Source organism: Vibrio sp. D404a, from assembly GCF_030248535.1.
Lineage (GTDB): Bacteria > Pseudomonadota > Gammaproteobacteria > Enterobacterales > Vibrionaceae > Vibrio.
Genome location: NZ_JAHGAJ010000014.1, coordinates 12,749 through 37,808 on the forward strand (window position 1 = coordinate 12,749; position 25,060 = coordinate 37,808).

Consider the following 25,060-nt stretch of genomic DNA (forward strand, 5'->3'; position numbering starts at 1 on the left):
TTTAGATTCGTTAATGATGCCTATTCTAATGAAACGCGCGGTCGACCTAACCATCGACGCCAAGGCAGCAACAGAGTGACGAAAACAATACACGCATACAGCATTGACCAACTTAGACAGATAAACACTAGGGTACACAACGCCAGTGACAGCGTGGCAATAGATTTACCCGCGCCGGTTAACAAGCGACAGGCCGCCAGCATGGCTAACAGGTATACCAGTACAAAGATGCCATTAGCCAGTTTGAGAAAGAACTCGAGGTCTAGAGAAGAGAGTTCGCCAATGATACAAGAGAGTAACGCAACCCCACCAATTGCGATGGTTGGGTAAAGCGGCGCTCCACGTGTATTGAGCTTCGCCATTCTTCCATTTGGGTTATGCTGGCGAGCTTGTGCCCAAATCATGCGTGATAAGCTCTGCGTATAGAGGTTGAGACTGGCAAAGCAGGCAAAAAAGCCCAGTATGCTGATCACAGTTTTGAAGCCTGTGCCAAACAGTTGCTCTGTTACCCAAGGGATTGCCGTCGCATCAAATTCCGCGGAGCCATACGCGCCGAGTTTTAATATCACCACAGAGCAAGCCCAATACACTAATCCAGCCACAAAACAGCCCGCGATGATTGCTATTGGGAAATCTCGCTGTGGGTTCTTAAATTCTTCACCCATGTGAGCAAAGGCCTCGATGCCGACAAAACACCAGAACATAACCGCTAGAGCTGAACCAATGGCCCACATTGAGTCAGAGTCGACACTCGGGATGGCAACGTCGGCGGCACTAATGTCTGCCTTCCAGATAAAAGCACTCACGAGAGCAAGAATCGACAAAGCAATGACCGTTTGTAGTCGTCCCGAAGATTTACTGCCGAGTAGGTTGACGATAATCAGCAATACTACAGTAAGAAACTGGGCACTCAGAGGGGCGTTTAAAGGTGCTGGAAGTAACTGCTGAGCAAATCCGCCAGCCAAAGCAATCGCCGCTGGAATACCAACGGGAATTACACTCACAAACAACCATGCCACTGCGGTTTCTAAGCGTTGACCAAATGCTTGTCGTACAAAGTAAGCGGTGCCGCCTGCGTTCGGGTAGCGTTTTCCGAGCGCAGCAAAAGTGAGGGCGATAGGGCAGATAGCGATAAATAGGACGAGCCAAGCCAACAGTGACAGTTGCCCAGCAATCCCCGCTGCAATCGCAGGAATCATAAACAGCCCTGTACCCAATAGTGTGGTTGAGAGCTGACCGATGCCCGAAAATAGAGTGATTTCTTGCTTGAGTTGTGTCATTCGCTGTCCTTGCGGGTCGTTCTATTGGCTAATGCTGGTGGAGGAGAGCCTTGCGGTGTCTAACGCTCTATATTTATGGAGAAAGCATACCCCTTCATTAGCCAGAATGCAGCTAGCGAAACGTCGTAATCGGCCGTCATTTTAACGGTGTTTATGGTGTTGGCAGTGAAAGTGTCGGCTGTTCTAACGTTGAAATTTGTGTCAAATTAGATAGTTGAAATAAATAGAATAATGGAAGTAGCAAGCGCAATGGATAAATTTGATCATCAAATCGTAGAGATTCTAAAGGCTAATGGCCGATGTTCGGTGAGTGATATCGCAAGAGAGGTCAACCTTTCCCGATCGGCGGTCAACGCACGAATAAAGAAACTCGAAAGCGATCGCGTGATTCAAGGCTACTACGCTCGCGTCGCGGATACGACGTCATCAAAGAATGTATGCGCTTATATCTCACTCAAGTTTGACCTATCGAGTAGTGACCATAGCTGCGATTCGTACGCACGATCTATTTATCAAATTGAAGGGGTGCAGTGGTGTCATTCGATCAGTGGCGAGACGGACATGATGCTCTATGTCGAGGTTGAGAGCATGGAGCACCTTAATCGCATTCGCGATCAGCTGCACAAGTATGCCGACCTACGTCAGTTGATGACACACACTGTGCTCACCGAGTTCTTCAACAAGCAGAATCAGTAAGGCATCCCATGTTAGGTAACATCAATCTTAATCTACTGCGCTCACTGCATGTGTTGTTGGAAGAGTGTCATGTGAGTCGAGCGGCGGAGCGCCTTCACATTACTCAGTCCGCCGTGAGTCGCCAGCTGTCACAGTTGAGGGAGCTTTGTAGTGATCCCTTATTGGTGAGGGATGGGAACAAGCTGATCCCGACGTCACGAGCGTTGCAGCTAAAAGAGAAGCTCGATGCGCTGCTTGGAGAATTTGATCACCTATTGGATGATCAGCCCTTTGATCCGAAAGAGTGGAAGGGCGAATTGGTTTTGGCGTCGAGTGACTATGTAGCGCAGTACATTCTGCCGAATATTGTGGCGGATGTGTCCGATGTTGCGCCGCATATTAACCTTGCATATCGCCTCTGGGACCCAAGTTACTTAGATTGCTTGCATGATATGGGTATCCACTTGGCATCGAGTATGTTTCCTAAAAAGCCTGAGCATGTTTCGAGCATGAAGCTGGGCGAAGACAAATCTGTCTGTTTGATGCGCAGCACTCACCCATTGGCAATACAAGATACACTCACCATCGATGATCTGATTCGCTTTTCACATATAAAAGTAACGGGTGGCGGAGATAAAGACAGTCAAGCCGATGTGGCCTTGAAGCAATTAGGGCGCAGCAGAAGAGTGGCCTTAAAGGTTCCGTTTTTCTCGGCGGCGTGTAACGTGTTGAGCCAAGATGACTACTTGATGATTGTCCCTGAACATATCGCCCATAATTTGGCTCGCCATCAGCCGTTGACCTATCGCCCATTACCTTTTGAAACCGACAGTCACACCTATTGGCTGATGTGGCACCCTAAGTTTGATAATGATTCTGCTCATAAGTGGGTACGGGAGAAGGCGTATCATGCGATGCAAAAATCCAGCTATAACATTAGTATGAGCTCAGATCATAGCAATGATGACTATCTTTGATTTCAATTTATATCTTAATCAACTTAAGGTGAAAGCATAGTCAGCGAGGATAGCTCGCAGTAATAGAGTGTAGGAATGGAATAATGACAATAACAATTTGGTTTTCTCTTTTGGCAATATGCCTATTAGGTGCGATGTCGCCGGGTCCAAGTCTCGCAATGATCGCTAAGCACAGCCTTGCTGGTGGTCGTGTTAATGGTTTGATTGCAGCGTGGGCACATGCTGCGGGTATCGGGATTTATGCGTTCGCAACCATTATTGGATTGGCGGTCGTTTTAGAACAGTCGCCAATGCTATTTAAAGGCATTAGCTTAGCCGGTGCTGCTTACTTGGCATATTTAGGTGTGAATGCGCTGCGTTCAAAGGGTGGTGTTGCGGCAAAACTTGAAGGTGGCGAACCAGTCACTTACATGCAGTCCGCTCGTGAAGCCTTTTTGATCTCAATTCTTAGCCCAAAGATCGCACTGTTCTTCATCGCTTTGTTTAGTCAATTTGTGGCGCTGGGTAACGAGTTGATGAACAAAGTGATTATTGTATCAACACCGCTGATTGTGGATGGTCTGTGGTACACCTTCATCACTCTGGTATTGTCGAGCCCATTGATTGTTGACCGTATTCGTTCTCAAGCGCAGCTAATTGATAGACTTTCGGGTGTTGTACTGATTCTACTCGCAGCCCGTGTGGTATGGACTATCTAGAACAGGCGTCTTAAAAGTGAAAGGCTCACCATGTAATCTGGTGAGCCTTTTTTGATTGGAACAGCGATACGTTACGCATCGCTTTTTAGGCTACTTTTGTGTGTTCGCCATGACACCTTTAGAAGCCATCATGGTACTGAGTTTGTGCATGTTGTCTTCAAAATAAGGATTGAAGGTTAAGCGTGCGTGGTTTTTATCGGGCTCTTGATAACCCCAAGCCGAAAACCATGTCTCTTGGCCTGCTTGACACTGCGCTTCTAAGCCTTCAACTTGACCGTTAGAACAGATCTTTTCACTGCCATTCACGCCATAGTATGGGTTCTGTGGAGAGAACAATAGCCCCATATGAGAACCATTAGAGATGCGCTGTTCAGGCAGTTTCATGCTGTAACGAACCGCTCTTGGGTCTTGTAGTTCGCGTTCGCCTTGCCAAATCATCACATTGTTTGGGTTTGGCATCGACTGTGTGAAGGCTTGCTCAACATAGCGAGTGTCGATAACACTATCTCCTTCGCTCATTAAGACAAAGACGGGTTTATCGTACTTGCCTTGCTGTAGGTCGTTTCGCACAATCTCAGACGTTTGGTAGTAGACCGACGCACCATTCATTGGCAGAGAGTTGTAGCGCAACATGTTGTCTTCAGGATCTTGGTCTGCCCAAGTGACAAAGTAGCTCGCTAACTCAGCAAACTGAACCGCTGACGAGTTAGGTTGAAACGCAGGCGAAAACAGCAACAGCCCAGAGACACTGTCATCCTTCATTGCTTGTGACGTCACTAGGTTCGCGCCTGTTGAGTATCCGCCTAACCAAACAGAGTCGTACTCTTTCTGCAGCAATTTAGTGTGGTGTGCCACTACGCCTTGCCAATCTTCTAGGCTTGGTAGCATCAAGTCTGCGACACGACTACCGTGTCCCGGGAGCAGCACTGTTCTAACAAGGTAACCCTGCTGAGCAAGATAGCTCGCGACATCATGAAATGAGTATGGTGAATCGCCTAGCCCATGAACCAGCAATACCGCTTGACCGTTAGGTTGCTCTGGCTTGTACTCGGTTGGTGAATTCAGCTCGACCTCTTTTTGATGATCGTCGGAAACAAATACACGATGTGAAGCCAGCCATTGCTGCGTTTCTGCTTGGTAGCCCTTAAAGCTATCTTGTTGGTAAGCAGGAAGCTCTCCCGACGCTTGATAGGCTGGGATAATTGGCTCGTTGGAGCAGCCATAAACGCCAATCAATGTCAGCGTAAGTAAGCTCAATGTAATGATTTTCTTCATGTCTGTTTAATCGGTGTAATTCTGCTAACGGTATGGATGAAACAGCGGGCACGTAGCCCGCTGTGATCTCTTTAACATCATATTGTTAATGATAGTAAAGCTTTGAATTATCGTTTGTTTGATAAGTCTTCATACTCACCTTCGATGACACCTGCATCTTGATTCGGTGAGTACTGACTATTCATACGTGAAGTAAAGCCTTGTTGGCTCATCTGCTTCTGAATTTTTTTCCCTGTGATAAGGGCTGCAATCGTTAGAGGGATAGCAAGCAGCAAGCTGGTAAATAGTGCGATAAGACCAGTAAATAGGGCTGCAACAGTAACTAAGATATTTTTCATATGTCATTTCCTCTTTTTCTATGTTGTCACTCTAACAAAGCTTTTCTGAACAAAACATGAACGTCGTTCAATTAATTTTTGGAAAGTCATATTGACCTGTATGTGTTTAATTCTCTTGGTGTTTTGTAGTCATAAATACGCACTTAAACAAAGGGTATGTTAATTGTCTATATAAAACAATGAGTTAAAAGTTGGCATGGAAGGTGCTCTAGGGAGTAGGAAAAATAAATCATTGTGAGCCAAGAACTTACAACAAACGACTATTACTGGAGCCCAATATGTTCTGTATTCAATGTGAACAAACGATTCAAACACCAACGATCAAAGGTTGTTCTTTTGCACAAGGTATGTGCGGTAAGACTTCTGAAGTTTCTGACTTGCAAGACGTGTTGGTGTACTCACTGCAAGGGGTTTCTTTTTGGGCTAATTTAGGCCGCGCTTGCAACGTTATTGATACGGAAATCGATGAGTGGGCACCGAGAGCGTTTTTCGCTACGTTAACCAATGTGAATTTTGACCCTGAGCGCATCATTGAGTTCGCTCAGCAGTCACACGAATATAAACAGCGCTTAGAGCAGCAAGTTCGTGCTGCTGCGTTGGTGGTGGGTTTTGAGATCCCAGAATTATCACCAGCAGCGCAATTTGACCTTCCTACAGATAGCACTCAGTTGCTTGCACTTGCACCTCAAGCAGCGGTTAACCGTGGCCATGATTCTCAGCATGAAGACGTGATTGGTTTACGTTTACTTTGTTTGTATGGTTTGAAAGGTGCTGCAGCATACATGGAGCACGCACGCGTTCTTGGTCAAACAAATCAAGATATTCACGCTGAATACCACCAAATCATGGCGTTCTTGGGTACTGAACCAGTGGACCTAAAACAGCTGCTTGATACATCAATGCAGATTGGTTTGATGAACTACAAAGTTATGGAGATGCTGGACAAAGGCGAAACCGATACTTTTGGTCACCCACAACCAACAGCAGTGAATGTGAAAACGAAGAAAGGCCATTGTATTCTGGTTTCTGGTCATGACTTACATGATCTTGAGAAGATCCTTCAACAGACAGAAGGCAAAGGCATCAACGTTTACACTAACGGTGAGATGCTTCCAGCTCACGGCTACCCTGAACTCAGCAAATACCCGCACCTAGCAGGTAACTACGGTAGCGCATGGCAAAACCAGCAAAAAGAGTTTGCTAACTTCCCGGGTGCAATTGTCATGACGTCTAACTGTCTGCTGAATCCAGATGTTGGCGCATACGCTGATCGCTTATTTACACGCAGCATCGTAGGTTGGCCGGGTGTTGCACACCTTGAGGGTGATGATTTCAGCGAAGTGATCGACTGCGCACTAGCGCAAGAAGGCTTCAAACATGATGAGATCGAGCAGATGATCACGGTAGGCTTTGGTCGCAACGCACTGATGGAAGCAGCACCAGCAGTGGTTGAGCAAGTAAAAGAAGGCAACATCAAGCACTTCTTCCTAGTCGGTGGTTGTGACGGTGATAAAGCTGAGCGTAGCTACTACACGGACTTTACTGCTCAAGCGCCTGACGATTCAGTCATCCTGACATTGGCTTGTGGTAAGTTCCGTTTTAACAAGAACCAGTTTGGAGACATCAACGGTATTCCGCGTCTTCTAGATGTTGGCCAATGTAATGATGCTTACTCTGCAATCCAGCTTGCCCTAGCTCTGTCTCAAGAGTTTGATTGCGGTATCAATGAGCTACCACTGACACTGGTCCTTTCTTGGTTTGAGCAGAAAGCGATCGTTATCTTGCTGACTCTGTTTGCACTAGGCGTGAAGGGGATCTACACAGGTCCAACGGCTCCTGCATTCCTAACGGATAATCTACTGAAGATCATTCAAGATGAGTTCGACATGCGTGCTATTTCTACGCCAGAACAAGATCTTAAAACAATCCTAGCGGCTTAATCTCGCTAACCGAGCCTCGTGCCTAATAGACTGAGTCTATGTAAGGTCCGAGGCTTTTGTCGTTCATCCCAAATTATAAAAGTGAGTATTACTATGTACGCTTGGTCTGATAGCGATTCAATCTCTTTGGTTTGTCTAAAAAAATGGCATGAAACGCCTGACACGGTTAGCTTTGAACTAGGCTCAATTCATCAAGATCTCCATTTCAACTTTAAGCCGGGGCAGTTCATCACACTTGGCCTAAATATGCCTGAAAAGATGGATTACAGAGCTTACTCAATTGCCTCTGATACTCATGACAACCGTCTGAAACTGACCGTAAAACGTGTCGAAGGTGGATTAGTGTCGAATTTCATTGTTGATGAGTTGGATGAAGGTGACGAGGTTGCCGTGCTAAAACCGGCCGGTGAATTTAACTGTATTGATTGCCAGCCAACAATTACCAATAAAGTGACGTTAGTGAGTGCAGGCTGCGGCATCACGCCTGTTATTGCGATGGCGAAATACTGGTTGAAGCATGATCCAGCTATTGAGATTGATTTCATTCACATGGCACGCAGCAAGCAAGAAACCATCTACTTTGAAGAGTTGCACCAGCTGGATGAAACTCATAGTAACTTTAGTCTCAAGTTACTATTAAAAGACAACCAAGGGACCACAGCGCCACAAGGCCGTCTCGATAAGAGTTGGTTGGTTCGTCTATCTCCAGACATTTTAGAAAGAACCGTTTACCTGTGTGGGCCTGTCGGCTTTATGCAAAATGTAGAAAGTTATCTAACTGAACTAGAGTTCAATATGGAGAACTTCTATCAAGAGAGCTTTACGCCAATCTCAAAAGTTGAAGAAAGCCAACCAATTAAAGACAATAGTCAGTCTGGGCCAGTTGAGGTGTTCGTTCCTGCATTTGGTGCAAAGGTTGAAGCAGATCTTGGTACACCGCTTGCGGATTCCCTTGAGAAAGCAGGTGTTCCTATCATCATCGCCTGTCGCAGCGGAATTTGTGGTTCATGCAAATGCAAAGTGACTAAGGGTAGTGTTACGTCCAGCAGCCAAGAGACACTCACTGCAGATGAGATTGAGCAAGGTTACGTATTGGCGTGCTCAAGCACCATTGATAGTGAAGTCGAAGTCGAGTTGGGCTGATAGAGCGACAGAAGTAAAACGAGATTGAAATGAAAAAGGCCACTTAGTTCGGTTAGAGAGAGCAGAACCAAGTGGCAACCTTCCAAGAATTGACCGTAAAGTACTCAAGGAAAGGGGGGCAGCGAAGCTCAGATGAACTTCGCCTATATGATTATTATGTTGTGGAGCTTGTTATACTCAGAGGTTTTAAACCGCTGGGTAAGTTTTGTAGCGCACGCCCATCATCTGTTCCATACAGTGAACCACTTGGCAGCTGTAGCCGAACTCATTGTCGTACCAGATGTAAAGAACAGCACGGTTATCTTGTGCAATCGTTGCGACACCATCAACCACGCCTGGGTGACGAGAACCCACTAGATCAGTTGAAACGATTTCCGTTGAGTCTGTGTAATCGATTTGCGCAGATAGTGGAGAAGAAAGTGCCATTTCACGTAGATAAGTGTTTAGCTCTTCTTTTGTAGTACCTGTTTCAAGGTTTAGGTTAGCAACAGCCATTGACACGTTTGGTGTCGGTACGCGGATTGCGTTGCCTGTTAGCTTACCTGCCATCTCTGGCATTGCTTTCGCTACTGCTTTCGCTGCACCAGTTGATGTCAGAACCATGTTCAGTGAAGCAGCACGGCCACGACGGTCACCCGAGTGGAAGTTATCAATCAGGTTTTGGTCGTTTGTGAATGAGTGAACAGTTTCGATGTGACCCGATGTTACGCCAAACTTGTCGTGTACTGCTTTAAGTACAGGTGTGATTGCGTTAGTCGTACAGCTTGCTGCTGAGATAATAGTATCTTCTGGCTTGATAACGTCTTCGTTAACACCAAACACAACGTTCTTAATATCACCTTTGCCCGGAGCAGTTAGAAGTACTTTGCTTGCACCGTTACAAGCCACGTGCTGACCTAGACCTTCAGCGTCACGCCATACACCAGTGTTATCAACAACCAATGCGTTATCGATGCCATAAGCTGTGTAGTCCACATCTTCTGGCTTGTTCGCGTAAATCACTTGGATGAAGTTACCGTTAACGATGATCGCTTTGCGTTCGCTATCGACAACGATGCTGCCATTGAACTGACCGTGTACCGAGTCACGACGCAGTAGGCTTGCACGCTTCTCAAGATCACCATCTTTGCCGCCACGAACAACGATAGCGCGTAGACGAAGTGGGTAACCTGGACCGCTTTTCTCAACAAGGATACGAGTAAGTAGTCGCCCGATACGACCAAAACCGTATAGAACCACATCGCGAGGTTTGGTCATCGCTTCACCTTCAAGTGACTCCATTAGAGCCGTTTGAAGGAAGTCATCCATTGCCGCTACATCTTCATGGTTTTCCCAGTATTGATGCGCTAGGCGACCAACATCGACGCGACATGGGGACAGGCGCATTGATAGTAGGTGCTGGATGATCGGTTGAGTTTGTGAAGGAGTAAGCGGGGAGCCAGTGTAGTGTTTAGAAAGTCGGTGAGTTTTGATGATATCGATGGTCGTCGCGTTAACAAGAGTCTTACCGAATAGGATGACTTCAACGCCTTTTTGACGGTATAGCTGACCAAGAGTTGGGGCGATAGATTCAGCAATAGTTTGACTAGTTTGCCAGTCTAGGAGGTGCTTTTCAGGGCTCATCTTTACTTGGGACCTTTCACGTTAAGTTTTGCAGGCTTGGCGAGTGTAGGGTGCTGACCTGCATTGGGGGATAAACCGTTGTGCTGTGATCTTAAATTGTCACTTTAATGGCACGAATAGGTTTGTATTTAAGTTGTAATTTTTATGTGGCGGGATTGTAAGGTATGGCTTGTTATTCTGCTAGTAAAATTAAACCCAGAGATTCTGGCTGAAATTCGGTGTTTCAATGGTTGTATTGTCGAGTTTTGTGATATGCAACACTATTGACTTTGTCGATTTGTAGCACTTATTTTTCGTCAAAAAATACTAATATCAAAAATAGGATGCAAACGGTTGCTATTTTTGGTCAGAAAGTGTGATCAATTCTCTTAAATAAACGAAATGAGTAAACAGGGTGGTTGAAAGTTATCCACCTAAGTCTAAATAGACCTACAAACCTTGCGTATTAGGTTGATTGGTGATGTTGAAAGAGAAAATATTTTGCTTTTTTCACAATATTATTTGTCTTTTTCACATGACTTTTGTCATTAACGCCATGTTTTCATTCAAAGTTGATATTAACAGTAAACACAATAGCAATCGCAACAGGGTACATTTGCGACAGAAACCATGAACTTGGCATGATTTATAAATTACACAGTAAGAATTAGCGAGGACAAGTTGCATATTTGATAAATTAAACGCCGTGAGTGTCCTATTATTAGAACAAGGCATGCTCAATTACTTTCAAGGAAGGGAGTGGTTTAGATAAAATGATAAATATATCAATTAGGTGGCGACTGATTCTCCTGTCATCTATATCGATTCTGTTTATGCTCGGTTTCACTATTAACGAGGCATTGAACAACAGAGAGCAGGTAACCAACTTGGAGGCGACTCGAGTTAAGATTGAGGCGCTGCAATCCTTTAGTACGTTGTCTGGGGATATTTATCGTCTATTGAGACTACCAAACTCGTCACCAATCCGTAAAAGTGCCTATGCGTCTGCTGCCAAACAGTTTGGTAGCATACTGCAATACAATAAGCAGCTTGAAGGCCTTTCCGCGCAGTGGGACATAGTGGATGAGCTAGATGATCTTGACCAAATCCTACGAGAGCTGTCTAACCCGAGTAACGAGCGTAAACCGTATCTTGGAGTCTGGGCATTTGATGTTCTGCAAGAGATACTCGTTGAACTCAACGACGTTGATATCTTTTTGGCTGACGACAACATCAACACTGCTGGTAAGATCTTCAGTGACCTCAACAATTTCGTATTCTGGACTCAAAAAGAGGCTTGGGTAGGCTATAAGCTTTATCTCTACCCCGAATTGCGAGAAGACAGTCTTGATCACTACCTGAGCACTATTCATCGCCAGTCCCAGTATCTCAATGCGTTCTTAAGAAATAATGACTCTTCGACTCGACTAGGGCAGTTGCTCGACGTATTTACGAGTAAAGAGTATCAAGATAGTGTTGATTTTCGAGAGCGGATATTCAAAAGGCAGTTTGATTCCCAAGAGATCAAACAATATGTCGCAGGGTTAGAACAAAGACATATTGTGACCCTGCAAGTCGTCGACAGCTACACGACCGAACTGCAAGGCCAACTGGCAGCCCGAATTAAAGCGCAGAAGATTCGTACAACCTTAACCACTGTTTTCGTGATTACCTTCGCGACGTTGGTTTTCTGGCTAACCTCGACCACCTCTCTGAGGCTGAATCGTAACTTATCTCATATCCTTGATGGGATGTCGGATCAAAATCGAAACACCGAAGAGCATAAACCGATCGTCACAGAAGGGCATGATGAGCTGACTCAGTTTGCCGATAAGGTTAATGAGATCATGAGTGCCAACCAGCAGCACTATCAAGATCTGATTGAAGCCAAAGAAGATGCCATCTCCGCGAACCGAGCAAAGAGTGCATTCTTAGCGAATATGTCGCATGAGATTCGAACCCCACTCAATGGGATCATCGGGATGGCGGAAATTCTCTCGCAAAGCCAACTCAACGCCAACCAGCAAGAGGTGTTAGCGGATATCGAATCCTCCTCGCATACCTTGCTAGTGCTACTGAATGACATCCTTGATCTCTCGAAGATTGAATCGGGTAACTTATTACTTTCGCCACAAGCTGCGGATCTGCGAGAAGTTGTTTACGATTCCGTTAGCGTCATTCTCTCGAAAGCGATCAGCAAGAATGTGGAGCTCGACATCAACATCGATGCCAATACACCGCATCAATTGCTGTTTGATGAGCATCGACTGCGCCAAGTTCTGACTAACCTCCTGTCGAATGCGATTAAGTTCACGGATTCTGGTGCGATCAGCACGACCGTCACTTATACGCCAGGCTCGATGAGCCGAGGCATGATTGAATGTCATGTCGCGGATACAGGGATTGGTATTGAAGAGAGTAAACTCGACTCGGTGTTTGAACCCTTTACCCAAGAAGACGGCAGCATTACGCGTCAGTTTGGTGGGACGGGACTCGGCTTAGCGATTTGTCGACAACTGATTGATTTGATGGATGGCCGCATAACCGCGAGTTCGGTGAAAGGAGAGGGTTCTATCTTCAGTTTTGGTTTCTACGTTGACATCGTAGAGAGTAAACCCAAGACCTTCGACAACCTCAAGAGTGCCGTGATTGTCTCTAATGGCTTTAATTATGTGGCTCAATTAACGAAAGAGTGCGAACGATTTGGAATACAGTCAGAAGTGGTGCCGACCATTGATGATATTTCGAATCCGCAGTTAGATTGTGATGTTTTGCTCTATTGCCACACGCTGCATCAACCGATGGACCATGACCTCGCTTCATTGAAACAACGCTATCCACTCTCTAAGGTGATTGTCTGTCAGCATCATCTATTCAAAACCAACCAAATCACAGAATCGGTGCACTCGACACATACGGTTCCGTTTCTAGGTAAACGCTTTTCTAATAGCTTATTGGCGCTTGATACGGGTGCTGCTCAAGTTGTTGAGAAGCCGACGAAATCGGAAGATGTGCATGAGCTTAACCGCCGAATATTGATCGTGGAAGATAACCTGATGAATCAGAAGATCGCGAGTTTCTTCCTTGAAAAAGCGGGCTATGAGTACACCATCACCAGTAATGGCCAAGAAGCCGTAGACGTGGTGACTCAAGGTGAGCAGTTTGATGCGATACTGATGGATTGCATGATGCCAGTGATGGACGGTATCACTGCCACGCAAACTATCCGTGCATGGGAAAAAGAGCAGGGTATCGCTCCACTTCCGATCATTGCGCTGACGGCGAGTGTCCTGGATGAAGACATCAAAGACTGCTTTGAAGCGGGTATGAATGCCTACTTGCCCAAGCCATACAAATCACATCAACTGTATGAGCTCTTCGATAACTTGGGCATCGTCTAAAAGGAACAAGCAAGGTTACCCAGTAAGACTCGCGCTTATCTAACGTACTTCCATCCCTAAGTTGTACTGTGCCAAGCAGCGACCAACGTAACTTACTTTTAAGAATGCAGCTATCACGATGGTACCAATATGCGCGGCAATTTGGGCGGCTATAGAGAAACTGTCAGCAAGAGGGTAGGCGATAACGATGCTGATGATCATCAATAACGTAGTGATGATCAATCCAGCATTGGAAACAGAAAGAAGCGTTTTAAAAGTCGTTTGAGTGGGTTTCATAATGCATCCTCATAGTCTTGGTTTACTATGAGTAGAGCAAAAGGTATTCCAACTATTTAATCTTTTTTAAATCATAAATTTACATAACTAATCATTACAATGTGAGTCAATATAACATGTTTTATTTTCGTGTCTTATTGACTCTAAAGTGTCTTTACCACTGCCTGTAGCCACAGGTATCAATATGAAAACGAACGCCATCATAGAGCCCTAATCCGACAAAGTGCTCTTTGCCATATTGAGAGTGGATTTTCTTCAATTTCACGTGCAACTCTTCACGTGAAATGTCTTCAGAGGGCACCATATCGAGAGCACAAAATTCAAGGTGTTTACTACGGGGAGCCCCTCCTGCTTGTTGATTGTAACTGCTGGTTCGTTCACCGGATACCGGTATTACAACACCAATCTCAGGTTCAATGTAAGTCTGGATGAACTTCAGTGTTTTAATCATCTTTGGCATGTTTTGCGCTTCGGGTAAGCTAAATAGCGTCGTGTCGCTGAGTACCCAGTCGGTTCCTTGCAATAGGATAAGGTGTAGGGGCATGGTCTCCTTGATGCCAGCCTCTCTCAGTTGGTTACCAATCTTCTCAACTTTCTTTTCTGCATTGTTAAGCAGCACCCAACCTTGAAAAGCTGCTTTGGTGGGTACCTTGTAACCTCGTACATCAACCACTAGATCGTCGTAGCTTATTTCTCGCTCTGTTGTGTAGAGCTTCTCTAGTTCATCTTTGTGGGGCTCTGTGGTGGATAAGAGGGCAGCAATTAAAAGCGTGGTATACATGGTGCGACTCCAACTGTGGCAGTCATTTGAGTATAGTCGCAAAATTTAGGGTCAAAAAAACCCACTTAAATAAGTGGGTTAGCGTCATTCGTTAGGCAAGAAGAGACTATTTTTTGCCTTGAGTTTGCTTGTCTTCTTCCGTTAGTTCACGAATGCGGCGGCTGATGTCGCGACGAGCTTTAGAGATTTCAGCACTCTTGATGATATGATCATCAACACGGTCTTCGTAGTCAGCTTTCATGTTCTTGATGATACCTAGGATTTCATCGTGAGACATTTCTGGCTTGATGTAGTCTAGTAGGTTGTCTAGAAGGTCTACACGCTTACGGTTATCACGAACTTTCTTTTCGTTGTCTAGAAGTTCACGCTTAAGTTTGTTCTTACGACGTGCCTGGTTAACAATTTCAAATACGCTACTCATAGATTCCTTTTCCTAATCGTCATATACGTTATCTGAGTCTGATTAAAGCACATCGAATGCGGTTGTAACAGTCTTTAGATCAAAGCAAAAGTAAGGTTGTCTAATTATTCGTCACTCTCTTCTCTAGCCGATTGTTTTTCTGAGACGGTTCACGATAGTATCTTGGTTAGAGATAGCATTATATGAAATGTGGCATGAACCAACCAGAATCCCCAAAAGAGGAGCAGGAAGCAAACTCCTCTGAAGCTTGTAGTGAGCAAGACAAGCTTCGTACCGCTTATGTAAAAGAGCGCACCAACTTAGAAGTGGTGGAAATTGAATTAAATCGTTCTAAGATCATGATGATTGATGAACAAGGCCGAAAACGAAGAGTCCCGATTTTGTCTGAACACTAGCCTGCTAGGTTAGCCTTGAATGTGTCACGACGGAATTGAAAATAATAAAAAGGAAAAACAATGAACACGCAACTTTCCGCAATTGAAGCTCGTATTATTGGTTGTTTAATTGAAAAAGAGGTCACCACCCCTGACCATTATCCCCTCACACTCAATAGCTTAACAACGGCATGTAACCAGAAAAGCAACCGTGAGCCCGTTTTATCTTTGTCTGAGTCTGATGTGCTAGATGCGGTAGATGGGCTTATCTCTCGTCGTTTAGTCAGTGACGAAAGTGGCTTTAATAGCCGCGTTAGTAAGTACCAACATCGTTTCTGCAATACTGAGTTTGGCGACTTACAATTCACAGAGCAAGAGCGAGCGATCATCTGCTGCATGCTATTGCGCGGCGCCCAAACCCCAGGTGAATTGAGAACACGTACTGGCCGTTTAGCGAACTTTGCCGATGTTAAAGAGTTGGAAGCGGTTCTGGATAAACTGGCGGCTCGTGAAGAGGGCGCATTGGTGGTGAAATTGCCACGTGAAGCTGGTAAACGTGAATCTCGTTATCAACATCTGTTAAGCGGTGAGGTAGATCTAGAAGCACTCGCTACATCAGCGCCTGTTTCGGTATCAAGTGCGGGTAATGAACGTATTGAGAGCTTAGAGGCAGAAGTTGAAGGGTTAAAGCAAGAACTTGCAGAGCTAAAAGTTTTGGTTGAGTCTCTTATCTAGATGACAGAGAAGAAATCAGATGCGGATTGGGTCGTGTACCTGATCCGTACTCGTCATAACGCGCTCTACTGCGGCATCACCAATGATCTCTCTCGGCGCTTTGAACAGCATCAGCAAGGCAAAGGAGCCAAAGCGTTAAAAGGTAAAGGCCCGCTGTTACTGGAGTGGAGTCACAAAGCTGGTTCGAAGAGTGATGCACTTAAAGTGGAATATGCGATTAAACAACTCCCTAAAACACGCAAAGAACGCCTTGTTACACAGCAACTTTCTGTCGAGATAAAAGACGAAGCCAAGGTTTATTTTGAACCAGTGTTCAAGTCTTAACAAATTTCCTTTGACACCCACTTTATTTTCTCTTTATTAGTTAGCTAAATAGATTGCGCACTCAAGTGGAGTGATTTTTATTGTTTGAAAACTAAGTGCATAAATTTTAATAAGAATGATGTTCTAATTATTGTTTGAGCCTATCATTTTTCACGGTTGTCCTACATAATATATAAAAAGTCATACAACGATATGACGTCATGCTAGGTAATAAATGAGCCGAAGTAGCTCATCAAAAATGAGAAAATAATGAAACGTTCACTTATGTTGCTAGGGGCTTCGCTATTGTCGGGGCCAGCCCTTTCTCACGGCACACATGTGCTCAATGGCTATTGGGAATACCAAGAATTTTTGAATAAGTTCCCTGCACAAAAAACGCTTACAGAACAGATGAACCAAGCGGTTCAGAAGCATCCCGTTCCCTTACAAGTCAAGCAGCAAGACCCTATCACTATTTCCGTAGTTTACCCGGGACAGCAGATATCAGATTACTGGGTTCGAAATATTCAAGCGTTTGAAAAGCGATTGGATAAGCTAAGAATCAACTACCAAATTAATCAAGTGTTTACGCGCGTTAATGCCGATTTAACTCAGCAGAGTATCTCTCTTCAGGAAGCGATTGAAAATAAGACGGATTACCTGATTTTTACTCTTGATACCACTCGTCACCGTAAATTCATTGAGCATGTTTTAACCTCTACGGATACCAAGCTGATCCTGCAAAATATTACAACGCCAGTACGTGCTTGGGAAGAGCGCCAACCGTTTATGTATGTTGGTTTTGACCACGCGACGGGAAGCATGAAATTAGCGGATTACTTTAGCCAGCACTCTAATGATGATAGTGAGTACTCAGTGCTTTACCGCTCTGAAGGCTACATCAGTGACGCTCGCGGTGATACGTTTATTCATAAATTAAACGAAGAGACTGACTTTAAGTTGAAATCCTCGTTTTATACTAAATCGGATAAAGAGAGTGGCTACAAAGCGGCGAAGATCAGCATCGCACGCAATCAAGATCTCGATTTTATCTATGCTTGCGCCACCGATGTTGCACTTGGTGCTGCTGAAGCGATTCGCGAGTCTGGCCTAGATATTAAACTCAATGGCTGGGGCGGTGGTTCTGCGGAATTAGAAGCGTTGGCTCGTGGTGATCTAGATGTTACTGTGATGCGCATGAATGATGACACCGGCATTGCGATGGCTGAAGCCATTAAATGGGACTTAGAAGGCTTTGCTGTGCCGACCGTGTACTCGGGTGATTTTGAGGTTGTGACCAAAGAGGACACACCGGAACGTATAGAATCACTTAAAAAACGAGCCTTTAGATACTCAGGACTATAATGAAGAAAAGCTACGCTCACACGCCGCGCAATACTCTGGCGAAACTCATCACACGAATCATTATTCTCGTGATTGGTGTGATGGCGCTTGGTGTGTTGATTCATAATTATGAAACCAGCAGTAGCATAGTCAAACAAGAAACCAAGCGAACGGTACAGCAAACGTCGAGTCTGATTCAGAACATGTTTGATTACCGTTTGTCTGTACTTCAAATTCATCAAGATAGCAGCTCCCACAGCGCCATGCTCAAAGCGTATTTTGCAACGGGTGACAAAGAGGAGTTGAGCTATTTCTTCTTTGGTGTTGATCAAAGAGAGCCCAATCACGCCCCAGATATGCGCTTTGTTACCACACATGATGGTGTGTCTTGGGATGATGGTAACGGTCAATTTTATGGCTTTGATGAGAGCAGTTTGGAGTACATCTCCTCTCAGGTGGCGTTCAGCAGCAACTGGCACTTTCTCGAACTAGACACTGAAATTGGCAAACGCCATCTACTCGCACGCAAAACCCCTATCGTCGATAACAAAACGGGTGAGGTGCTTGGCCAGCTCTATATTACGATTGTCTTAGACAATAACTTCTCGCTAGCGGAATCCATTCAACAAGGAAGTAATTGTGAGAACATTGTGATTGAGGCCCATGGCGACCCTGTCACATCCACATTCAGTGGCGATGAGCCTTACACCATTGAAGATATACTCTCTTATCGTGTGCATGAACAGCTTCCAGAACACTTCGTTACTATTGCGCGTATCAAAATCAATGCGGTTGATACTCCGCTGACTATTCGAGCTGTGCAGAAGAACAGCAACTTTATCGCTCTTGAAGAGAATTATGAACGAGCGATTTTAGCGGTGATTGTTGTTCTTATTGCGATGTCCTTTTTTGCCAGGGGTTGGATCCATAAACGAGTTTCAAAAGAGCTTAACAAATTGATGGAGTTCACTCGCTCAGCGAGCGACAACCACGAAACCCAGCGATTTGATGGCTCGAACATCTACGAGTTTCACCATATCGGCTGTACGCTTGAGGACACGTTTGAACGTCTTGCTGAGCAGAGTCAAAAGTTCCAAGATTTATTTAACTTTGCTCATTCTCCGATCCTAGTTTGGTCGGAAAAAGGAAAGTTGATTCAAATGAACCCAGCAGCACGTATGGCGATGTTTGCGGATGATGATTATCAAGGTGTGTTAGCTCAAGAGTTTGAACAGAAGATGCGTGCGAATGTATTGATGGTTCTTCAAGGCGCTAAACTTACCGGAATTAACGTGCCGATTGGCGACAAGGTATTCCGTTGGAATATGTCTGCCATTAGAGTTGAGCACGGTATTACCGGTGTTGTGGTTCAAGGTCAAGATATTACCAAGCTGGTAGATGCCGAGCGTCAAGCCGATCGCGCTCGAGAAGAGGCTGAACACCTCGCCAATGTTCGAGCTGACTTCCTCGCCAAAATGAGTCACGAAATTCGAACGCCGCTCAATGGTATTTTGGGTGTTTCACAGCTCCTTAAGCGCTCTATGACCAGCGAAAGCAACAAAGAGAAAGTCGATGTGTTGTGTAATAGTGCAGAGCACTTGCTTGCGGTACTCAACGATATCTTAGACTTTTCTAAAATCGAGCAAGGTCAGTTCAATATTCAGAAGAAAGACTTCCGCCTCAACGAATTGGTCAATACCTTAGACAGCATATACAGACCGTTATGCCTAGAAAAATCGATCACGTTTAGTATCGATAGCAATTTGCCTGATGAGTTAGAGATTTACACCGATCAAATTCGTCTTAATCAAATCATGTTCAATCTATTGAGCAATGCGCTGAAATTCACCCATAGCGGCGGCGTATCGGTCTCATTCGACTTGGAAACGACGCTCAATACCAACCAAGCAGCCTTAATCATTAGGGTAAAAGACACAGGGATTGGTATTGAACCTGAAAAATTAGACGCGGTATTTGAACCGTTCGTGCAAGCGGAAGAGACCACCACGCGTGAATATGGTGGTACAGGGCTTGGGTTAGCGATTGTAAAAAACTTGCTGGATATGCTTGAGGGCGACATCAGAGTACGAAGCGCCAAGGATGCTGGCTCGGAGTTTGTTATTGATATCCCCGTGACGTATAGAACCCAGCCAATGAGTGGCCCTATGCTCGATGAATCCATTGCCCCAAGAGATCTGTTTGAGAAGTCATTGAAGGTACTGCTGGTGGAGGATAACCACACCAATGCCTTTATTGCTCAAGCCTTCTGCAAGAAATATGGGATGAAGGTAACGTGGGCGAAAGATGGTTTAGAGGCGTTAGCCTATGCAGAGCTGCAACCATACGACCTCATTTTAATGGATAATCAGTTACCTAACTTGGGTGGCGTGGAAACCACACTCAAGCTACGAGAAGATCTTCACCTGACCACGCCAATCTATGCTTGCACGGCTGATGCTCAGATCTCTACTCGTGATCGGTTTATGGAAGCAGGGGCGAACTACGTTATTGTAAAACCGATAAAAGAAGAGTCTCTTCATCGCGCTTTCGTTCACTTCAAAGAGTACTATCAATCGGATAATCGCTTGGCCAGTAACGAGTAGCGGTATTACAAATAGCTGTGCTGCAAAGAACGGTAGTACAAAGAGCTAGGGCGCAGGATGTTGCGCCTTAGTTTTTATACGTGTTGTGGTGCGATGAGTGGCCTACAAGTTACCCATGTTGAATGCGAGTTCTAACAGTAGCTTCTTCAACTCTTCATCTAATTCGAGGTGTTCAGGGAATTGAATGCCGAGTAACCAACCTTGTCCTTGACGCTTCTTGCTGACGACCTTATACGCTAAGCCCTCTGGTAGGTGTTCATCCAAGATCGAAGACACCTTAATCTTCATACCAATATCAATATCTGACTGTTGAGTTAAAAACACGCCACATCCAGAGATCGAGAAGTCGATAAGGGTTGCATCGAGTGTCAAGGTGTCGAATGAGACCTCACAGCTGAGGTTAATTTTATAGCGCTCATGCTCTCGTATTGGTTTAGTCGCAAAGTTCGATGGCGGTCTTAGGAAGATCAGATGCGCTGGGTGCGTGATATGAGATAAAACACTGGTTTTAAAGGCAACAATATGGCCTAACTCCGTATCTGTGATCGCTCGGATAATAATATCGACATTATTCAGCTTTCTCAGTGTTAGGGCTTCTGTTGATTTTTGAGATAACTCAAGCACCAGATATTGGTCCTCTTTGTGACCAATATAGAGAGTACTGACTTGGATAGAATCTTGGGGGCCAAATTCAAGAACACCTGCTGTACGTGTTCCAGGCTTCAGATATCTAAACAGTTCTTGGCTATTATCTTTTGGCATATTTCCATATAAGCAGTGTTAAATAAGTGTTGAAATAATATAACGCTCTGATAGTCCTATGTCATTAGTTTCATTATGTTAATTGATGGATTTTAGAGGTCCACAAATCACGTTTTATGGTCTAATGAGCGGGAAGGCAAGTTTTTGAAAACTAGCTTAATTTTATTGAGCGACGGAGGATGAGAGGCTTGCAGTCACTCATAAACTCGATACACTGCAACAGAACAATATTTATGGAGAACAGAGAAATGGAACTATCGACTTTTTTGGCCAAACTCGATAACGCGCCAGAAAGTATTCAGTTTGAAGACACAATGGCAGTGATTGAACACAACTACCAATTTACTGAGCGAGAGTTTACCAATGGTGATGCTATTAACGCCGCCGGACAGAACAACGGCTCGTGTAAGATCTTTGCGTTTGGCCAGCTAGAAGGGTTGTCACAACAGCAAACCTTAGCGTGTTTCGGTCAATTCTACCGTCATGATGTGCTTGAGTTTCCAAACAACACCGATCACCAGAACATCCGCAACTTTATTAAGCAAGGTTGGGAAGGAGTTCGTTTCTCTGAGCCAGCGTTGACGAAAAAATAGTGCAGTCTCGGTTTACTTAACCGACATAGCATGAAAGAGAGAAGGCGAAGTTATTGTTAACTCGCCCTCTCTTTTTATTTTCAGTGTATATTTGGTGCTATTCGAGTGGCAGCGCAGAGAGGCATTTGCGACATAGACAAACGCCGACCTTCGGCACGCCGCTGGTGTCTCTTTTCTCTAACTCAAAACACCAACATGTCTCTTTACCCGCACTGATGTCGCATTGAGCCGGTTGATAGCATTGCGGACATTGGTGCGTTGATGCATCACCCGATAGGTTCTGCATGACTTGTTCTCTTTGCTCATCGGAAAGACCTTTCCAGCCGATGATCTCGTTCATCGTTCGATGGCAACCACCGCAAATGCCGCCATTATTCTTACAGGCCGCGATACAAGGTGTCTTCATTTTTTCAATTCCTAAAGCATTTGCGTGGCAATGTAACATACTTAGCCAAGATGTTAAGAAGAGTTCACTTTCGTCTTGGGTTAATAGCCTCTAGCGATTTACAGGCATTTCAGGTAGCATCACGCCCCTTTTCTAGCTTGGGGGATATGATTGATGTTCATCGGATTTGACTATGGAACGGCAAACTGTTCAGTTGCCGCAATGATCGAAGGGGCGCCACGTCTTTTGCCTCTTGAAGGTGACAACCACTACATTCCCTCTACGGTGTTTGCGCCGACGCGTGAGAGCGTTTCTGAACACCTGTTTCGCCATCTAAATATTAAGCCAAGTGATGCTATTGGCGAGCAGGTATTACGCCGTGCGATTGCCGCTAACCGTGAAGAGAGCATCGACTTAGTTCCTGAAGATATGGCATTTGGTCAAGCGGCGTTGGATCTCTACTTGGAAGACCCAAGAGACGTTTACTACGTAAAGTCGCCAAAGTCTTTCTTAGGCGCGAGTGGGCTCCATGATGTTCAAGTCAGTTTTTTCGAAGATTTAGTGTGTGCCATGATGGCGAACATCAAGCAACAGGCTGAGCGTTCAACGCAGTGCGCCATTCAGCAAGCGGTTATTGGGCGACCGATTAACTTTCATGGTCGAGGTGGTGAAGAAGCGAACCAACAAGCGGAACGTATACTGACTCGCGCCGCAACTCGCGCTGGCTTTTCTGACATTGCTTTTCAGTTTGAACCAGTGGCGGCTGGACTTGAGTATGAGAGCACGCTGACGCGGAACCAAACGGTACTTGTGGTAGATATCGGTGGTGGTACTACCGACTGTTCATTGCTAGAGATGGGGCCAAGTTGGGCTGGTCATGTCGATCGCAGTGCAAGCTTACTGGCGCACAGTGGACAACGTGTTGGTGGTAATGATCTGGACATCTATCTTGCATTTAAGCGTCTTATGCAGCCGTTTGGAATGACGAGTAAGAGCACGTCTGGAATCGATATGCCACTGACGCAGTTCTGGAACCCAATTGCGATCAACAATGTCGAAGCGCAGAAGAACTTCTACTCAAGAGAAAATCTTGCGGCATTAAAACTGCTGCGTAAGGAAGCTGCTGAGCCTGAGAAACTTGACCGACTGATGCGTGTTTATCACGACACCTTGGGTTACAGCATCATAAGAAGGGCAGAAGAGGCTAAGATCGCACTGGCGGAAAGCAATGAGTATCGAACAGCGATTCAAGTAGCGTCTGAGTTGGTGGAGGTCGATATTTCTGTGGGCCAGATGGTTGAAGCGATCGATGCTCCGAAAGCTAAGATGATAGAGCTGGTTACCGAGGCTATTCAGCAAGGTCAGAAAAAGCCAGACGTTATCTATATGACAGGTGGTTCTGCTCGTTCACCAATACTTCGACAAGCGGTCGAACAAGCTGTGCCTAATGTACCGATTGTTAGCGGTAACTACTTCGGCTCTGTTACTGCTGGTCTCGCGCGCTGGGCCGAAACCTGCTTTAAGTAGTCACCTTTTTAATCTTTAAAAGCAACCTCAACAACAGGTTGCTTTTTTTGTGCCTGAGAAATACCAACTCTGTGTCATAACTCAGAGTGTAGAACCTGTCTATTAATATGCTGAACCAATAAATTACACGCCGTTAAAAAATTCTACTCGTTACATCATGTTACAGAATGTTTCTGTCTGGAAGTTGAGGTTTACAGGTAACTGACAACAATTGTTGTTCATGCGCTTTTTGTGCATTAAAAAACAAATTTATGTTTTTATAGTTATAAACATTATGCCTATCTAGAAGAGGTTTTTTGATTTAAAGTTTTGTTATTAATGGTATTTTTTATTTTTATAGGTCTGTTGTTTTTATTTTATATATTTTAATGCAACTTTTTTGTCATTCATGGCTTACGGTTGGCTCACTTGTTAAATACAGGTAACAACTTCAACGCAGATTGAAGTTGTACTTAAGCAAACACCCTAAGTTACAAATGGATATGACAATGAATAAGAAACTTTTAGCGCTTGCTATTTCAGGTGCTGTATTTGGTACACAGGCAGTTGCAGTAGAACTTTACAACGAAGACGGTACAACTTTTGAAGTTGGCGGCCACGTTTCTGTAAACGTAAATGGTTCTGAAAAAGAAGATGCTTCAGTAGGCTCAAACTCTCCTCGTATTAACTTTAATGCTACTCAAGATCTTGGCAACGGTTTCACAGCAGACGCTAAAGGTGAATGGCAACTAAACTACCTAGACGGTGGTGACGACACATTCGCTACTCGTCTTGGTTACGTTGGTCTAACTCATGACGATTTCGGCCGCGCAGTTGTTGGTACTCAATGGGCACCATACTACGACGTAGCTAGCGTAACGGATATGCCAATCGCTTACGCGAATGACTTCTTATACGACAACCACGGTGCTCTAGGTACTGGTCGTGCAGACAAAATGGTGAGCTACCGTAACGCAATTCAACTTGGTGATGCTGGTGAGTTCAGCTTCGGTCTAGGTTGGCAAGGTGACAACTCTGTAACAACAGATGCTGAAGATGTTGATGATATTACAGGTGAAGTAACTGTTACTCGTAGCACTGTAAAATACGGTGACCGTGTACAAGCGACTCTAGGTTACTCAATTGCAGGCGTTAAGCTAGGTTACGCATTCAACACTGGTGATTACACTGCATCTGGTAAATCTAGCACAGCTGAATCTCACCTAGTTTCTGCAGCATACGGTACATACGGTTCTGGCCTTTACGTTGCGGGTATCTACGCGTCTAACGAGAACATGAACGCTGGCCTAGCAAAAGGCACTACTCTAGAAGAGAGCACTGCATACGAGCTATTAGCAGCGTACGGTCTTTCAAACAGCCTAAACCTAAGCGTGAACTACGAAGTAGTTGAAGGTGAGCTAACGAAAGGTGCAACGACTGAGACTGCACGTGAAGAGCTAGCACTACAAGCTGAGTACAACTTCACTAGCAACATCGTTGGTTACACTGCTTACCAGTTCGACCTAAACAGCGAATCTGGCTACAAGTCTGACGACAAATGGACTATCGGTGCTCGTTACTACCTATAAGCCATTACTAATTCAGCATAGTGTTTACTCCTAAGAGTCTTACCCCTCTTAGGATACTG

General features: G+C 44.9%; 23 protein-coding genes. 14 read left to right on the forward strand and 9 right to left on the reverse strand.

Annotation, left to right across the window (positions count from 1 at the left end; genetic code table 11):
* Window positions 1–20 precede the first annotated feature (20 nt).
* On the reverse strand, window positions 21–1,280 hold the full coding sequence (yjeH, locus tag KI655_RS08095) for an L-methionine/branched-chain amino acid transporter (protein WP_285403574.1): 1,260 nt from the start codon (window positions 1,278–1,280) through the stop codon (window positions 21–23).
* Window positions 1,281–1,529: 249 nt separating this feature from the next.
* On the opposite strand from yjeH, the gene KI655_RS08100 reads away from it, so the two are divergent.
* The 3 genes from KI655_RS08100 (at window position 1,530) to KI655_RS08110 (ending at window position 3,630) form a co-directional block, all read left to right on the forward strand.
* The gene (locus tag KI655_RS08100) at window positions 1,530–1,976 is read left to right on the forward strand and encodes an Lrp/AsnC family transcriptional regulator (protein WP_285403575.1); all 447 of its coding nucleotides are present in this window, start codon (window positions 1,530–1,532) and stop codon (window positions 1,974–1,976) included.
* 8 nt (window positions 1,977–1,984) lie between these two features.
* Window positions 1,985–2,932 (forward strand): LysR family transcriptional regulator, encoded by a 948-nt coding sequence (locus KI655_RS08105; protein WP_285403576.1) that lies wholly within the window; start codon window positions 1,985–1,987, stop codon window positions 2,930–2,932.
* A gap of 83 nt (window positions 2,933–3,015) precedes the next feature.
* On the forward strand, window positions 3,016–3,630 hold the full coding sequence (locus tag KI655_RS08110; RefSeq protein WP_285403577.1) for a LysE family translocator: 615 nt from the start codon (window positions 3,016–3,018) through the stop codon (window positions 3,628–3,630).
* Between the two features lie 90 nt (window positions 3,631–3,720).
* Here the strand turns inward: KI655_RS08110 and KI655_RS08115 are convergent, their stop codons facing one another.
* The gene (locus KI655_RS08115) at window positions 3,721–4,905 is read right to left on the reverse strand and encodes a carboxylesterase (protein WP_285403578.1); all 1,185 of its coding nucleotides are present in this window, start codon (window positions 4,903–4,905) and stop codon (window positions 3,721–3,723) included.
* A 107-nt stretch (window positions 4,906–5,012) separates the two neighbouring features.
* Window positions 5,013–5,243: a hypothetical protein gene (locus KI655_RS08120; RefSeq protein WP_285403579.1), complete on the reverse strand. Its 231-nt coding sequence runs from the start codon at window positions 5,241–5,243 to the stop codon at window positions 5,013–5,015.
* A 278-nt stretch (window positions 5,244–5,521) separates the two neighbouring features.
* Here KI655_RS08120 and hcp point away from each other — a divergent pair, with 278 nt between their 5' ends.
* The gene (gene hcp / locus KI655_RS08125; protein WP_285403580.1) at window positions 5,522–7,183 is read left to right on the forward strand and encodes a hydroxylamine reductase; all 1,662 of its coding nucleotides are present in this window, start codon (window positions 5,522–5,524) and stop codon (window positions 7,181–7,183) included.
* A gap of 93 nt (window positions 7,184–7,276) precedes the next feature.
* Window positions 7,277–8,326, forward strand: a complete 1,050-nt coding sequence (locus tag KI655_RS08130) for a hybrid-cluster NAD(P)-dependent oxidoreductase (protein ID WP_285403581.1) — start codon at window positions 7,277–7,279, stop codon at window positions 8,324–8,326.
* 186 nt (window positions 8,327–8,512) lie between these two features.
* Here KI655_RS08130 and KI655_RS08135 read toward each other — a convergent pair whose 3' ends face one another.
* A complete protein-coding gene (locus KI655_RS08135) occupies window positions 8,513–9,949 on the reverse strand; it encodes a glyceraldehyde-3-phosphate dehydrogenase (protein ID WP_285403582.1) in 1,437 nt (478 codons plus the stop codon).
* Between the two features lie 812 nt (window positions 9,950–10,761).
* On the opposite strand from KI655_RS08135, the gene KI655_RS08140 reads away from it, so the two are divergent.
* Window positions 10,762–13,329, forward strand: coding sequence for an ATP-binding protein (locus tag KI655_RS08140; protein ID WP_285403583.1), 2,568 nt, complete (start codon window positions 10,762–10,764; stop codon window positions 13,327–13,329).
* A 39-nt stretch (window positions 13,330–13,368) separates the two neighbouring features.
* Here KI655_RS08140 and KI655_RS08145 read toward each other — a convergent pair whose 3' ends face one another.
* The 3 genes from KI655_RS08145 to KI655_RS08155 all read right to left on the reverse strand — a co-directional run bounded on the left by KI655_RS08145 (window position 13,369) and on the right by KI655_RS08155 (window position 14,807).
* Window positions 13,369–13,605 carry a hypothetical protein gene (locus KI655_RS08145; protein WP_285403584.1) on the reverse strand — a complete coding sequence of 79 codons (237 nt, stop codon included), beginning with the start codon at window positions 13,603–13,605 and terminating at the stop codon, window positions 13,369–13,371.
* 154 nt (window positions 13,606–13,759) lie between these two features.
* A complete protein-coding gene (locus KI655_RS08150; protein ID WP_285403585.1) occupies window positions 13,760–14,386 on the reverse strand; it encodes a D-Ala-D-Ala carboxypeptidase family metallohydrolase in 627 nt (208 codons plus the stop codon).
* 106 nt (window positions 14,387–14,492) lie between these two features.
* Complete coding sequence (locus KI655_RS08155; protein ID WP_032550242.1) at window positions 14,493–14,807, reverse strand: DUF496 family protein; 315 nt, start codon at window positions 14,805–14,807, stop codon at window positions 14,493–14,495.
* 194 nt (window positions 14,808–15,001) lie between these two features.
* Between KI655_RS08155 and KI655_RS08160 the strand changes: the two genes are divergently transcribed.
* The 5 genes from KI655_RS08160 (at window position 15,002) to luxQ (ending at window position 20,166) form a co-directional block, all read left to right on the forward strand.
* Window positions 15,002–15,202, forward strand: coding sequence for a hypothetical protein (locus KI655_RS08160; RefSeq protein ID WP_285403587.1), 201 nt, complete (start codon window positions 15,002–15,004; stop codon window positions 15,200–15,202).
* 60 nt (window positions 15,203–15,262) lie between these two features.
* Window positions 15,263–15,916, forward strand: a complete 654-nt coding sequence (locus tag KI655_RS08165; protein ID WP_285403588.1) for a YceH family protein — start codon at window positions 15,263–15,265, stop codon at window positions 15,914–15,916.
* On the forward strand, window positions 15,917–16,240 hold the full coding sequence (locus tag KI655_RS08170; RefSeq protein WP_285403589.1) for a GIY-YIG nuclease family protein: 324 nt from the start codon (window positions 15,917–15,919) through the stop codon (window positions 16,238–16,240).
* Between the two features lie 249 nt (window positions 16,241–16,489).
* Window positions 16,490–17,584: an autoinducer 2-binding periplasmic protein LuxP gene (locus tag KI655_RS08175; protein ID WP_285403590.1), complete on the forward strand. Its 1,095-nt coding sequence runs from the start codon at window positions 16,490–16,492 to the stop codon at window positions 17,582–17,584.
* On the forward strand, window positions 17,584–20,166 hold the full coding sequence (gene luxQ / locus KI655_RS08180) for a quorum-sensing autoinducer 2 sensor kinase/phosphatase LuxQ (protein WP_285403591.1): 2,583 nt from the start codon (window positions 17,584–17,586) through the stop codon (window positions 20,164–20,166). Before KI655_RS08175 ends, luxQ begins: the two co-directional genes overlap by 1 nt.
* A 102-nt stretch (window positions 20,167–20,268) precedes the next feature.
* Here the strand turns inward: luxQ and KI655_RS08185 are convergent, their stop codons facing one another.
* On the reverse strand, window positions 20,269–20,928 hold the full coding sequence (locus tag KI655_RS08185; protein WP_285403592.1) for a PilZ domain-containing protein: 660 nt from the start codon (window positions 20,926–20,928) through the stop codon (window positions 20,269–20,271).
* 248 nt (window positions 20,929–21,176) lie between these two features.
* Here KI655_RS08185 and KI655_RS08190 point away from each other — a divergent pair, with 248 nt between their 5' ends.
* Complete coding sequence (locus KI655_RS08190) at window positions 21,177–21,521, forward strand: HopJ type III effector protein (RefSeq protein ID WP_285403593.1); 345 nt, start codon at window positions 21,177–21,179, stop codon at window positions 21,519–21,521.
* Window positions 21,522–21,618: 97 nt separating this feature from the next.
* Here the strand turns inward: KI655_RS08190 and KI655_RS08195 are convergent, their stop codons facing one another.
* Window positions 21,619–21,927 carry a DUF1289 domain-containing protein gene (locus tag KI655_RS08195; protein ID WP_285403594.1) on the reverse strand — a complete coding sequence of 103 codons (309 nt, stop codon included), beginning with the start codon at window positions 21,925–21,927 and terminating at the stop codon, window positions 21,619–21,621.
* A 153-nt stretch (window positions 21,928–22,080) separates the two neighbouring features.
* On the opposite strand from KI655_RS08195, the gene yegD reads away from it, so the two are divergent.
* Together yegD and KI655_RS08205 are read left to right on the forward strand one after the other, a co-directional pair.
* Window positions 22,081–23,433: a molecular chaperone gene (gene yegD / locus KI655_RS08200; RefSeq protein ID WP_285403595.1), complete on the forward strand. Its 1,353-nt coding sequence runs from the start codon at window positions 22,081–22,083 to the stop codon at window positions 23,431–23,433.
* 488 nt (window positions 23,434–23,921) lie between these two features.
* Window positions 23,922–25,001, forward strand: a complete 1,080-nt coding sequence (locus tag KI655_RS08205) for a porin (protein ID WP_285403596.1) — start codon at window positions 23,922–23,924, stop codon at window positions 24,999–25,001.
* Window positions 25,002–25,060 lie beyond the last annotated feature (59 nt).